The sequence below is a fragment of the Streptomyces sp. NPDC012835 genome (assembly GCF_042900885.1).
Lineage (GTDB): Bacteria > Actinomycetota > Actinomycetes > Streptomycetales > Streptomycetaceae > Streptomyces.
On the sequence record NZ_JBIBBW010000002.1, the window covers coordinates 1,250,978 to 1,264,010 of the forward strand.

General features: G+C 72.1%; 11 protein-coding genes. 6 read left to right on the forward strand and 5 right to left on the reverse strand.

Annotated features, from left to right (window positions below; translation table 11 throughout):
- Nucleotides 1–58: 58 nt before the first annotated feature.
- Both ACFY6S_RS13030 and ACFY6S_RS13035 read right to left on the reverse strand, forming a co-directional pair.
- Nucleotides 59–1,420: an ABC transporter ATP-binding protein gene (locus ACFY6S_RS13030; protein ID WP_388826630.1), complete on the reverse strand. Its 1,362-nt coding sequence runs from the start codon at nt 1,418–1,420 to the stop codon at nt 59–61.
- Between the two features lie 400 nt (nt 1,421–1,820).
- Entirely contained in the window at nt 1,821–4,076 is a 2,256-nt protein-coding gene (locus tag ACFY6S_RS13035) for a molybdopterin-dependent oxidoreductase (RefSeq protein WP_388826633.1), read from the reverse strand.
- 368 nt (nt 4,077–4,444) lie between these two features.
- On the opposite strand from ACFY6S_RS13035, the gene hmgA reads away from it, so the two are divergent.
- From hmgA to ACFY6S_RS13050, 3 genes are all read left to right on the forward strand, one after another.
- Entirely contained in the window at nt 4,445–5,773 is a 1,329-nt protein-coding gene (gene hmgA / locus ACFY6S_RS13040) for a homogentisate 1,2-dioxygenase (RefSeq protein ID WP_388826844.1), read from the forward strand.
- 18 nt (nt 5,774–5,791) lie between these two features.
- Nucleotides 5,792–6,565 (forward strand): GntR family transcriptional regulator, encoded by a 774-nt coding sequence (locus ACFY6S_RS13045; protein WP_388826636.1) that lies wholly within the window; start codon nt 5,792–5,794, stop codon nt 6,563–6,565.
- A 180-nt stretch (nt 6,566–6,745) separates the two neighbouring features.
- Nucleotides 6,746–7,402: a DUF5701 family protein gene (locus tag ACFY6S_RS13050; RefSeq protein WP_388826639.1), complete on the forward strand. Its 657-nt coding sequence runs from the start codon at nt 6,746–6,748 to the stop codon at nt 7,400–7,402.
- A 185-nt stretch (nt 7,403–7,587) separates the two neighbouring features.
- Here the strand turns inward: ACFY6S_RS13050 and ACFY6S_RS13055 are convergent, their stop codons facing one another.
- On the reverse strand, nt 7,588–8,136 hold the full coding sequence (locus ACFY6S_RS13055) for a MarR family winged helix-turn-helix transcriptional regulator (RefSeq protein ID WP_388826642.1): 549 nt from the start codon (nt 8,134–8,136) through the stop codon (nt 7,588–7,590).
- A 241-nt stretch (nt 8,137–8,377) separates the two neighbouring features.
- Here ACFY6S_RS13055 and ACFY6S_RS13060 point away from each other — a divergent pair, with 241 nt between their 5' ends.
- Nucleotides 8,378–8,623 (forward strand): hypothetical protein, encoded by a 246-nt coding sequence (locus tag ACFY6S_RS13060; RefSeq protein ID WP_388826645.1) that lies wholly within the window; start codon nt 8,378–8,380, stop codon nt 8,621–8,623.
- 337 nt (nt 8,624–8,960) lie between these two features.
- On the opposite strand, the gene ACFY6S_RS13065 is transcribed toward ACFY6S_RS13060, so the two are convergent.
- Together ACFY6S_RS13065 and ACFY6S_RS13070 are read right to left on the reverse strand one after the other, a co-directional pair.
- Nucleotides 8,961–9,224 carry a hypothetical protein gene (locus tag ACFY6S_RS13065; RefSeq protein ID WP_388826648.1) on the reverse strand — a complete coding sequence of 88 codons (264 nt, stop codon included), beginning with the start codon at nt 9,222–9,224 and terminating at the stop codon, nt 8,961–8,963.
- Between the two features lie 311 nt (nt 9,225–9,535).
- Nucleotides 9,536–10,345 carry an SGNH/GDSL hydrolase family protein gene (locus tag ACFY6S_RS13070; protein WP_388826651.1) on the reverse strand — a complete coding sequence of 270 codons (810 nt, stop codon included), beginning with the start codon at nt 10,343–10,345 and terminating at the stop codon, nt 9,536–9,538.
- A 757-nt stretch (nt 10,346–11,102) separates the two neighbouring features.
- Between ACFY6S_RS13070 and ACFY6S_RS13075 the strand changes: the two genes are divergently transcribed.
- Nucleotides 11,103–11,885, forward strand: coding sequence for a glycosyltransferase family 2 protein (locus ACFY6S_RS13075; RefSeq protein WP_388826847.1), 783 nt, complete (start codon nt 11,103–11,105; stop codon nt 11,883–11,885).
- Nucleotides 11,882–12,958, forward strand: a complete 1,077-nt coding sequence (locus tag ACFY6S_RS13080; protein WP_388826656.1) for a glycosyltransferase family 2 protein — start codon at nt 11,882–11,884, stop codon at nt 12,956–12,958. The genes ACFY6S_RS13075 and ACFY6S_RS13080 overlap by 4 nt, the downstream gene beginning before the upstream one ends.
- The last annotated feature ends 75 nt before the right edge of the window (nt 12,959–13,033 follow it).

The window sequence follows — 13,033 nt, forward strand, 5'->3', positions numbered from 1 at the left end:
AGTTTTACGGCGCCAGGGCCCCTGTGCGAACGATTCGCGGCGGGCGCCGACGGCGCGCCTACCCGTCGAGCCCCGGCAGATCCCTCGGCGCGGGACAGATGCGGCGGCCGAGGTGGTCGAAGACGTACAGGTGCGCGAGATCCACCAGCAACGGCACCTGCGCGCCGGTCCGCAGCCGCATGTCGGGGCCGGTACGGACCACCAGGTCGCTCGCCGTGATGGCGGCGCGGTCCGGGCCGAACTCCCCGTCGCTCTGCGGCTCCTGACCGTCCAGCACCACCACGGGGCCCGCCACCCGGCTCGCGTCCCGGCCGTCCCGGCGGCCCTGCGCGCGCCCGGTGAGCCGTTGCAGCAGTCCCGGCCCCCGGCGTCCGCGCGATCCCGGCCGGGGGCGGGCGGATTCGAGGTCCGTCACCGTGGCGGGCCGTGAGCCGATGTCGAGATGGACCAGCGCCTCGTGGCCCTGGTACTCCATGTGCTCGACGATGCCGCTCAGCGCCACCTCACCGGAGCGCGCCTGGCTCGGCGGCGCGATGCGGGCCGCCTCGGAGCGCAGCCCGACGATGATCTGCCGGCCCTGCTGGATGCGGAGCAACTGGTGGTCGGAGCTGAGGGGTTCGGGCAGCGGCAGCCGCTGCCGGCCGAGGTCGATCGACATCCGGCCGTCCAGCGGCGCGTACACCACGGCCTGGAGCAGATTGATGCGCGGGGTGCCGATGAAGGCGGCGACGAAGACGTTCTCCGGCAGGGCGTACACCTGGCGCGGCGCGCTGACCTGCTGGAGCACTCCGCCGCGCATCACAGCGACCCGGTCCCCCAGCGACATCGCCTCGGCCTGATCATGCGTCACATAGACGGTGGTGACGCCGAGTTCGGTGGTCAGCCGGGCTATCTCGGCGCGCAGATGGCTGCGCAGTTTCGCGTCGAGATTGGACAGCGGCTCGTCCATCAGGAAGACCGACGGCCGCCGGGAGATCGCGCGGCCCATCGCGACACGCTGGCGTTCGCCGCCGGAGAGCTGGCTCGGATAGCGGTCCAGCACGCTCTCGATGCCGAGCATGCGGGCGGTGGCGTCGACCCGCGCGGTGCGGTCCTCGCGGGGGTTCTCCAGCCGGAGGGGGAAGCCGATGTTGTCGCGGTTGGTCATGTTCGGGTAGAGCGCGAAGTTCTGGAACACCATGGCCATGCCCCGCTCCCGGGGCGGCATGAGGTTGGAGTACTCGCCGTCGAGCAGCAGTTCGCCCTCGGTGATGTCCTCCAGCCCCGCGATCATGCGGAGCACGGTCGACTTGCCGCACCCCGAGGGCCCGAGCAGCACCAGGAATTCGCCCGGCGCGATATCGAGCGAGAAGCGGTCGACGGCCCGGGTGGCTCGTCCGTACGTCTTGCTGACACTGTGCAGAGAGATGGCGCGAGTCATGAATGGATTTCCGCCCGTATGCCCGTATGCGCGTATGGAAGCCCGTATGGAGGGGGTGGAGTTGCCTGCGCGCCTGAAGTTAGCCGACCACGGGCGGTCAGGGAATGACTCGCGCGAAGGTCGCGGGGCGGATCGGGCGTTGTCCCCGCCGGGCGGGGGCCTGCGGGGGGGGCGTCGGCCCACCGGGCCTCGGCCCGCGAAGTGCGTCGGCCTGCGCGGTGCGTCGGCCTGCCCGGTGCGTCGGCCTGCCCGGTGCGCCCGCCCGGCAGACGGGCGGGCGGGCAGGCAGACGGGCGGGCAGACGGACCAGGCGGGCGGACAGGCAGACGGATCAGACGGATCAGACGGATCAGACGGGCGAGCGGATCAGACGGGGGGACAGGCAGACGGATCAGACGGATCAGACGGGCGACACCTCGACCGGGAAGCCGTTGAGCACGGCCGTACCGGAGAGCGGGTCCAGCCGTGAGCCGTCGAGCAGCTGGTTGACGTTGACGCCGGGCCGGGCGCTCGCCACCGCCGTCCTGGTACCGGGGCGGTCGTGGCCCCAGCCGTGCGGCAGGCTCACCACCCCGGTCCGTACGGTGTCGGTGATCTCCAACGGCGCCTCCAGCGCGCCCCCTTCGGCCGTCACCCGGACGCGGTCGGCGGCCCCCAGCCCGAGCCTGGCCGCGTCGTCCGGGTGGATCTGGAGGGTGCAGCGGTTGGAACCGCCCGCCAGCGCCGGGACGTTGTGCAGCCAGCTGTTGTTGGAGCGCAGATGGCGCCGCCCGACGAGCACGAGTGAGCCGGGCCGGGCGGTAAGGGTGAGGGCCGCGCGCAGCCGGGGCAGATCGGCGGCGATGGGGGCGGGCAGCAGCTCGATCCGGCCGCTGCGGGTTAGCAGCGGCTCCGGGAGGCGGGGGCGCAGCGGTCCGAGGTCGATGCCGTGCGGACGCTCCCGCAGCCGCGCGAGGCTCAGCCCCTGCTCGCCGGAACCGTCCCGCGCGCCGAAGCCGTCCCCGTAGGGGCCGAGGCGGAGCTTCAGGTCGAGCCGGCGTTCGGGGCCGGTGTCGCCGGTCAGCAGGGTGGAGAGTTCCTCCGGATCGCGCCCGTGCACCGGGGAGCGCGGGTCGCGGACCGCTCTGCCGAGCAGGCGGGTGATCGCCGCCCGGTCCACGTCGGCGGGCGCCGCGCCGGGCACGCCGCCGACCGCGAGGATCAGCCGGGCATGGATCTCGCTCTCGTCCATCCGGCCCTCCTCCAGCGGTACGGCGGCGGGCGTGTACCGGACCTGGTTGCGTACGGCGAGGGCGTTGAAGGCGAAGTCGAAGTGCGCGCTCTGCGCGGGCGGCGGCGGGGGCAGCACGACATCGGCGTGGCGCGAGGTCTCGTTCAGGTACGGATCGACGCTGACCATGAAGTCGAGCCCGTCCAGTGCCCGGTCGAGCCGGTCGCCGTCCGGTGCCGACAGCACGGGGTTGACCGCGAGGGCGATCACGGCGCGGACGCGCCCCTCGCCCGGGGTCTCGATCTCCTCGGCGAGCGCCGCGAGCGGCAGTTCGCCCTTCGTCTCCGGATGGCCGCTCACCCGGCTCGCCCAGCGGCCCAGGGCGAAGCCCTTGCCGGGCACCGGGGCGCCGGTGGCCGAAGGGGGCACGGGCGCGCGGCCGGTGGCGGAGAGCGGGAAGAGGGCGCCGCCGGGCCGGTCGAGGTTGCCGGTGATGATGTTGAGCACGTCGACGAGCCAGCTGGCGAGGGTGCCGTGTTCGACGGTGCAGCTGCCGATCCGCCCGTAGACGGCGGCGGTGGGCGCCGCGGCCAGTTCACGGGCGATCGTACGGATCTCATCGGCGTCCAGATCGCACGCGGCGGCGACCGCTTCGGGGGTGAAATCCCGTACCGCGTCGCGGACTTCACCCACCCCCTGCACATGCCCGGCCAGCGCGCCGAGGTCGGTGAGCCCCTCCGCGAAGAGGACGTGCGCGACCGCCGCGAGCAGCAGGGCGTCCGTGCCCGGCCGGATCGGGACATGCCGGTCCGCCATTTTGGCCGTACGGGTGCGGCGCGGGTCCACGACGGTGAGGGTGCCGCCGCGCCGGCGCAGCGCCTTCAGCCGGCCGGGGAAGTCGGGCGCGGTGCAGAGACTGCCGTTGGAGTCCAACGGGTTGGCGCCCAGGAGCAGCAGATGGTCGGTGCGGTCCAGATCGGGTACGGGGATGGCGTTCGGGTCGCCGAACAGCAGCCCGCAGGAGACGTGCTTGGGCATCTGGTCGAGGGTGCTGACCGTGAAGAGGTTGCGGGTGCCGAGCGCGCCGACCAGCAGCGACGGGTACAGGCCACCGGCCATGGTGTGGACGTTGGGGTTGCCGAGGACGACGGCCACGGAGTGCGGGCCGTGCTCCGCGACCAGCGGCCGCAGCCGTGCGGCGATCCGGTCGAACGCCTCCTCCCAGCCCGCCTCGCGCAGCTCCCCGTCCACCCGGACGAGAGGGGCGCGCAACCGGTCCGGGTCGGCGTCCAGCTCCGCGAAGGAGGCGCCCTTGGGGCAGACGAAGCCCCGGCTGAACACATCGTCGCGGTCTCCCCTGGCGCCGGTGACCTTGGTCCCCTCGATGGTGAGGGTCAGTCCGCAGGTGGCTTCGCAGAGCGGACAGATGCGCGGGGCGGTGGTCATGGACGGTCCTCCCGGGCGGCGGGGGCGGCGGTGACACGCGGACGGCGGGGTCGGCCACGGGGGCCGGGCCGGCGGGAGCGAGCATACCGACCGGTTGGGATGGTGGATACGGGTCGGACCGGACGGGCGCGGAGGGCGCCCCACCGCGCCCACGCCCGCGCGCACCCCCATCCGTACGTCCGAGCGCCCTCGTTCGTACGCCCAGCGGCCCCGTCCGTACGTCCGAGCGCCCCCGTTCGTACGGCCGCGTGAACCCGGTGGCGCCGTACCGCGCGGTCCCGTTGACGCGTGGGTTCCGCAATCCTACGGTTGTCCATAGGATTTCGCGGGATTCCTCGACCAGGGAGCGGGCACGACGGATGAGCGGCATGAACGGCATCGAGCAGGCGCGCAGGACGGCCGAGGAGCTGGACCACTCCCCCGGCTTCGGCAACGAACACAGCTCGGAGGCGGTGCCGGGGGCGCTGCCGCACGGCCGCAACTCGCCGCAGCGCGCGCCGCTCGGGCTGTACGCCGAGCAGCTGAGCGGCAGCGCCTTCACCGAGCCGCGGGCCGCCAACCGCCGTTCCTGGCTCTACCGGATCCGCCCTTCGGCCGCGCATCCGCCGTTCGTCCGGGTCGACAACGGCGGCCTGCGGGGGGCGCCGTTCACCGAGAGCGTGCCCGATCCGAACCGGCTGCGCTGGAATCCGCTGCCCGAGCCCGCTCCCGGCACCGATTTCGTGGCGGGGCTGTGGACCCTGGGCGGCAACGGGGACGCGGCCCGGCGGGAGGGCATGGCGATCCATCTCTACAGCGCCAACTTCTCCATGACCGACCGGGTGTTCAGCGACGCGGACGGCGAGCTGCTGATCGTGCCCGAGCGCGGCGGGCTGCTGATCCGTACCGAACTGGGGCTGCTCGCCGCCCGCCCCGGCCAGGTGGCGCTGATCCCGCGCGGGGTGCGCTTCCGTGTCGAGCTGCTGGACGCGACGGCGCGCGGCTACGTCTGCGAGAACTACGGACACCCCTTCGCCCTCCCGGAGCTGGGCCCGATCGGCGCCAACGGGCTCGCCCACGCACGGGACTTCCTCGCGCCCGTCGCCGCCTACGAGGACGTCGAGCGGCCGGTCGAGGTGGTCAGCAAGTTCTGCGGCAACCTCTGGGCGGCCACCTACGACCACTCGCCGCTCGATGTCGTCGCCTGGCACGGCAACCATGTGCCGTACGTCTACGACCTGCGCCGGTTCAATGTCATCGGCTCCATCAGCTACGACCACCCCGACCCGTCGATCTTCACCGTACTGACCTCGCCGTCCGACACCCCGGGCCTCGCGGGCGTCGACTTCGTGGTCTTCGCGCCGCGCTGGCTGGTCGGCGAGGACACCTTCCGGCCGCCGTACTTCCACCGCAATGTGATGAGCGAGTACATGGGCCTGATCGAGGGCGCCTACGACGCGAAGACGGCCGGCGAGGGCGGTTTCGTACCCGGCGGCGGCTCGCTGCACAACATGATGTCGGCGCACGGCCCCGACCGGGACACCTTCGAGCGGGCGAGCGCGGCGGAGCTGCGGCCGCAGCGCGTGGACGACGGCCTGGCCTTCATGTTCGAGACCCGCTGGCCGGTGACCGCGACCGGGCAGGCGGCCGGGGCCGCCCATCTGCAACAGGGGTACGACGCGGTGTGGCAGGGTCTTGAACGCCACTTCAGGCCCTGATCCGTCTACGGAGCTGCCGTGACCGCCTTCGCCCCCGACTCCCTGGTCCTGAACCGCAAGCTGCCGCTCTGGTATCAGGTCTCGCAGTCGCTGCGCGCCTCGATACTGGGCCGCCGCCCGCACGATCCGCTGCGGCTGCCGACCGAGGAGCGGCTCGCGGCGCACTACGGCGTCAGTGTGCTGACGATGCGTCAGGCCCTCAAGGAGCTGGAGGAGGAGGGGCTGATCAGCCGGCACCGGCGGCGGGGCACCTTCATCGAGCCGGGTGCGCGCGCCGCCGCCCCGCGCCGGCTGCTGGGCTCGATCGACGCGATCGTGGCGCAGCAGTCCGGCGAGCCGGCCACGGTCCTCGGCCACGGTCCCGCGCCGGTCCCCGGCGAGCTGGCCGAGCACTTTCCCGGGCTGGACGAGGTGGTCGAGTACCGCAGGCTGCGGCACGACGGGGAGAGCGGGGAGCCGGTCAACTGGGTGGAGAACGCGGTGCATCCGGAGGTCGCGGCGCGGATCGAGGTGTCCGACCTGGAGCGCTGGCCGATGACGAAGGTGCTGCGCGACCTCGTCGGCGTACGGATCAGCCGGATCACCGACACCGTCGAGGCGCGGCTCGCCGACCCGGTGACGGCCGAGCTGCTCCGGGTGCCGCTGCTCAGCCCGATCCTGCACTACACGGGGGTGACGTACGACGCGGACGGCCGGGTGGTGGACGTGGCCAGGATTCGCTATCGGGGCGACCGGTTCGCGTTCTCCGTGACGGTCGAGGCGGACCCCACGGGTGAAGCGCGCCCGCTCTGACCTGCGGTTCGAACACGGGCGTCACGATGCCGCCGACGGCGCACGCGGCGCCGCGGGGGCGGGGGCCGCCGCAGGCCCCGGCGTCCCGCTCGGGTACACAGCCCTCGGCACCGGAATATTCCGGTGGGCCGCCTCGTTCGACCCAGGTCTACGGCTCCGAACCGCGAACCGAGGAGTACCTTGTCCGATACGTCGTCCACCGCCGCCGCGCCCCCTCTCCCGCCGCTCGCCGACCAGGCACATCACCTGATCCGGCTTGGCGTGCACGAGATCGCGGGGATCGCCGCGGATGAGCTTCGCACCTTCGCTGAGAACCCCGGCCGCCGGGACAGCGACGCCCTTCTCGCCATCCACCCGGACCGCGCCCCCGCCTCCGCCCTCGCACCGCTGCTCCACCATGAGGGCAAGTCCGGATTCGTCGTCGGCGACATGCCCGATGTCGACAGTTTCGCCCCGCACACTGTCGAGCTGCCCGACGCCCCCCTCTACCTCGTCACCGGCCTCGACCGGGGCGAGCACATGGCCAACTGGAGCCCGGAAGAGGCACTGCCCGCCCTCACCGAGGACGGCCGTACGCCGCTGCTGCTCACCGAAGGCATCCACTGGATGCTCCAGCGGCCGGCGGTCCTCGAACGCAATCGCTGCTTCATGACCATCGGCTCCAGGCTGCGCAAGGCAGACGGCGCCCTGGACGCCCGCACCCCGGCGATCTGGGTCAGCAACGGCACGGGGCGGGACGGCCGCGAGCGGCGCAACGCCCCGAAGGTCGGCTGGTGCTGGTGGGGCAACCGCCACACCCGGCTGGGCTTCGCCTCCGCCACGGGCCGAAGGCGCTGAGCGGCCCGGACGGCGTCCGCCATTCGCTCAACGCCGTCCCGGCCCCGGCCGCCGCGGCTCGCGGCAAGGTGCTGGGCACCGCCGTCGTCGTCGCCGCCCGTCCGGAGTTCCGAGTTCCGGGTTCCGGGTTCTGACAAGGCGTCAGTGCTCTCCACAGGCTCCAGCCTGCGACTGACCCAGCCAGGTCAGAACGTGTCCCCGCCGACGGATTCACCGGCCGGCAGAGCGGCAGAACCCGGCCAGGAGGCCCTGCTGCCCTCGACGTTGGCGATCATCCTGCGCAGCACCCTGAGCGCGGCCACGTACTCTTCGTCGCCGATGCCCTCGTGGACCACGCCGCGCAGTTCGGTCACCAACTCGCGCAGCCGCACCCTGGCAGCCTCCCCGGCGTCGGTGAGCCGCAGGCGCTGCCCGGCGTCGATCCTGAGCCAGCCGCGGTGGATCAGTTGGTCGATGACACGAGCGATCTCGTGCGGCCCGTCCGTGAGGGGCGTCAGCTGGGTGACGACCTCTTCGCGGCTCGGCGCCGCGGACCCACCGTGCACCCGGTTGAGCACCCAGTACTGCGGCTGCGTGACGTCGATCCGGGCCATGGCGTCACGCAGCTGCCGCGTGACGGCCTCCTGGGCGAGGCCACTCCAGTATCCGATGGGCTGAGTGGCCAGCATGTCGTCGGTGGCGGCCGGATCAGCCGGCGCCTGGTCGGTGGCGGTGTCGTCCGTCAGCGGTCCCATGATCGCGACGCTACAACCCCCGTCGCGACGCCAAGGCGGCGCGTCCGGCGTTCACACCTCCCCACCCGAGCGCCGAACAGCCGTACAGGGCGCGGAAGCGCCTGCCGTAGCAGGCCGTCGAGGGCTTCGCAAGATCCACTCCCCGCCGGACGGCGGCACTCCGACCGCGGCGCCCCCAGATGCGGACTGCCCGGTTCGGGGTCACGGTGGAAGGGACTGTTTTCTACCCGCCGGGAGAGTCATGATCGTCAAAATGTTGCACGAGAAAGGCGTTACGTCCGAGCACGCCTACACGGCCGGATTCATATCCATCGGCCTGTCCGTCGCATCGTGGTGCGGCTCGATGAAAGCCGAGGCCGCCGGGATAGAGCGGGCCGATCGGTGGGGGATCTTCGTCGGGGAGTGGGCGCCGACGTTCTTCACGCTGGGCCTGGCTCTCGCCGGGTACGAGCGTGACCATGCCCCGTTGCACACGGCCGCCCACTGACGGCCACGGGTCGCGGGCCCACGACGAGTAACGCCCTCCTGGAGACCAGGGGGGCGTTACCGCACGGGCGTGAGCGCCGGAGCGCCTTCGGCGGGCGGGAGCGAGCGGCGGGATCGGGCCGCCCCCGGGGGGAGTGACCGGGGAGGCCGGGAGCCGGGGAGACCGGCGCACTGCCGCGAGCCGTGACGAAACGGACGAGCGGGGATGGCACTGCGCCGGGGCCGCGTCGGAGCGCTCGGGAACCGGCGGACCGGTGGATCGGCCGCGCTGACGCGGTGGAGCGTACGGCGCCGTGACGCGGGGACGCCGGCACGCCGTGAGCCGTGTTGCCGCAGGGTCAGCGGCGGCCGCCGAACAGCGAGCGGCGCAGCCGGCGCAGCGGCGCGAAGAGCGAGACCCGCGCGCCCTTGTTCCGATGCGTCCGCGAGCGGTCGCGCGAGGTCAGCTCGCGCATCAGCAGCGTCGCCTCGACGGTCTCCCGCTGCGGGACGGCGGGACCGCCGAGCACCGAGAGATGGCGGTCGAGACGCGAACTGGACGCGCTGCTCCCGCAGGTGATCGCAGGGACCCGCGCCCTGCTGTGTACCGTTATCTGATTCATTTCACTCCCCACCCGTACGAGGGCAACCGGCCCGGGCAGGTTAACCCTATCGCCCCTTCCAGCCACCCGTGTATCCCGCCTCCGGCGGAAACCACACTCGTACGGGGACGGACATCCGGCGCCCTATCCATCTGATTTCAGGGCGAGTTGGACACTTTGCCCAAGATGTCCGAGTGCCCTCACGGAGGGGCACCGGGGCAAGCGGGGCAGATCAGGACAAGAGGCCCGGACGAGAGGCCGGGACGAGGCCGGGACGAGGTCGGGGACAGGGCCGGCGGCGTGCTTCCCGGGCCCGCCGCCGGCCACGCCCGCTAGGCCGCCGAGGTGAAGACCGGCAGATAGCCGCCGGTCTGGCCGGCGGCGGTGGGGTGGTAGGACTCCCCGACGTTGAGCACATTGAGGCTGTGCAGCCACGCGGAGCTGGTGCAGATCTCGTGGCCGGTGAACGCCCCGGCGACATCGGCGAAGGTGAAGCCGTGGTCGGCGGCGCGCTTGGCGGTCGCCGCGTTCAGATAGTCGGAGGCGCCGTTGATCGCGGCGCGCACGGTCTCGCTCAGCCCGGCGAGGCAGCTGCCGTTGAGCTTGTAGAAGCGGGGGTAGCCGAGGACGACGACGCGCGCGGAGGGCGCCTTGGCCTTGATGGCCGTGTACACCGAGTCGAGATTCCCCGGCAGGGTCGAGTCGACGTAGGCGCGGGCCGTGGCGATGCGGTTGAGGCAGGTGGCCTGCGGCTGGAGGACGCAGGTGGTCATGACATCGGAGAAGCCGGCGTCATTGCCTCCGATGGTGATGCTGACGAGATCCGTGGCCGAGCTGAGCGGGCCCAGCTGACTCGCGGTCACATCACCCGTACGAGCGCCCGAGCAGGCGGTGAACGCGAAGGTCGCGGGTGAGTGCGAGGCCGCCCAGAGAGCCGGGTACGCCTTGGGGGTGCGCTTGCAGTCACCGCTCGCGCTGTCGTAACTGCCGGATCCCACGCCGGAGGAGTAGGAATCACCCAGCGCCACGTAGTCGATGGCGGCAACCGATTCCCGGGCCTGGGCCGAGGCGGCTCCGGTGAGAGCGAGGACGGCGCCGAGGAGCAGCGAGGTGGAGAACGCTGTGAGTCTGGACAGTTTCATAGGACCTCTCCCTAGCAGGATCTCTGCCTCAACTTTCGTACCAGCCGGACCGGTTCACTGGAAGTGTCCATGCCAAGAACGTTAGGTGAGGGTTCCGCTCAAGATCCCCCATCCTCCCCCTACGCCCTCACATCACTCGCTCGCTATGACCGGATTGAACGTATTCGATCAGGGAGGTTCCGGAAGTGACCGTTGAAGTACGGCCAAAGAAGTAAAAAGGGCAGCCCCGTTCCAGCTCTTGCCATACCGTCTGCATTCTCAATACCGTCGTACATTCACCCGCATCGGACCGTCATGCAAAGCGGCTCAGGGGAGGGCGCAGGCGTCGCGACGTTCCCGGGGCGGGGCGCATCAGGGGGGTGCCGCGCTCGGCGACCGCACGTCGTGCCGGGTCGGCTGCCGCGCGGCATGCACCACGACTCACCCGTCCAGCAGGGAGTTCCGGTACGGAGCTCCCTTTCGTCATGGGCGGGGTGAGAACCCCCCTTTCGAACCGGAAACACAGCCGGACCGCCCCAGGGGCGGGCGGTCCACCGGACGAGAGGGAACGAGACTCGTGAGCGCTTTTCTGCGCCCGGCGGTACCGGGCGAGGATCCGTTGGCCGTTCCGTCCCCGGAGGACACAGACGCCTCCGGCCGGACGGCGGACAGGACGTACGGTCCCCCGCGCAGCCATCCGCACGGCGGTCCCTACAGCGGTCCGTACAGCGGTCCTTACGACGGTCCGTACGGCGAGGCGGCCGATACGCGCCACGGCCTGCCGGACGGTAGACCGCGCTACCGGCCCGTCTCCCTGCACCTCGCGATCGCCCCGCCCGTCAGCGTCGTGATCCCGGCGATGAACGAGGCGGAGAACCTCCCGTACGTCTTCAGGACGCTGCCCGGGTGGATCCATGAAGTCGTCCTGGTGGACGGCGACTCGACCGACGACACCATCCGGGTCGCGCGCGAGCTGTGGCCGGACGTCAAGGTCGTCGAACAGCGCGGCAAGGGCAAGGGCGACGCCCTGATCAGCGGATTCGCCGCGTGCACCGGCGACATCATCGTGATGGTCGACGCGGACGGATCCGCCGACGGCCAGGAGATCGTCTCCTATGTGTCGGCGCTGGTCTCCGGCGCCGACTTCGCCAAGGGCTCACGCTTCGCCAACGGCGGCGGTACGGACGACATGACGGCGATACGCAGGCTCGGCAACCGGCTCCTGTGCGCCGCCGTCAACGCCAAGTTCGGCGCCAGATACACCGATCTGTGCTACGGCTACAACGCCTTCTGGCGGCACTGCCTGGACGCGATCACGCTGGACTGCACCGGTTTCGAGGTGGAGACCCTGATGAACATCCGGGTCGTCAAGGCGGGGCTGAAGGTGCAGGAGATACCGAGTCACGAGTACGACCGCATCCACGGGGCCAGCAATCTGAGAGCCGTCAGGGACGGTCTCCGGGTCCTCGGAGTGATCCTGCGCGAGCGGGGCGTCCCCCGCTCGACCCGGCGCCGCCCGGCCGCGCCGCGGATCGGTGTGCCGCGGGGTGAGGCGTCGTGAGCGCGCGTCACTCCCCGGACCGCCCGCGCCGGCCGTTCTCCGTGGTGATCTGCGTCTACACGGAAGAACGCCGGGAGGACATCCGGGCCGCCGTCGAATCGGTACGGCGGCAGTCGCCGCCCGCCCTGGAGACCCTGCTGGTCGTCGACCACAACCCGGCGCTGCTGGAGCGGCTCGTCCGGGAGTACGAGGGGGACACGGAACGCGGGGAGGTGCGGGTCCTGGCCAACGCCGGGCCCCGCGGGCTCTCGGCGGGCCGCAACACCGGCATCGCCGTCGCGCGCGGCGCGTACGTGGCCTTCCTGGACGACGACGCCGTGGCCGAACGGGACTGGCTGCGCCGCCTCGACGAGGCGTACGGCGACGACCCCCGCGTCCTGGCCGTCGGCGGCCGGACCCTGCCCGTGTGGGCGTCGGGCGACAGGCCCGTCTGGTTCCCCGAGGAGTTCGACTGGGTCGTCGGCTGCACCTACCGGGGGCTGCCCGAAGGGCGGGTACGGGTCCGCAACGTACTCGGCGGGAACGCCTCCTTCCGGCGTACGGCCTTCGACGCGGCGGGCGGGTTCGCGACCGGTATCGGGCGGGACGGCGACAAGCGCCCGCTGGGGTGCGAGGAGACGGAGCTGTGCATCCGGCTCTCCGACGCCGTACCCGACGCGGTGCTCCTGATCGACGACCGGGCGGTCATCCACCACCGGGTCCCGGCGTCCCGCGAGCGGTTCGGCTACTTCCGTACCCGCGCGTACGCGGAAGGGCTGTCCAAAGCGCTGGTCGCCGGCAGCGTGGGGGCGGGCAAGGGGCTCTCGTCCGAGCGCCGTTACACCACCCGCGTGCTCCCGGTCGGGGTCGTGCGCGCCCTGCGCGACGGGGTACGGGGGCGGCCGGGCGGATTCGCCCGCGCCGGGGCGATCCTGGTGGGAGTGGCCATGACGGCGGCCGGCTATCTGGTGGGCCGTGCCCGCGCGCGGGTACGGCCCACGGCCTTCTCCGCCGGGCCGGTCGAACGGCCCGGCGCCCGGGAGCCCGACGCGCACGAGGGCAGCGCCCGCACGCCCCGGGGAGCCGCCGCGTGACGACACGACCGGCCGGAGCGGCACGATCAACGCGGTCAACACGACCGGCGGGCGCGGCGGACCTCACGGTCCCGG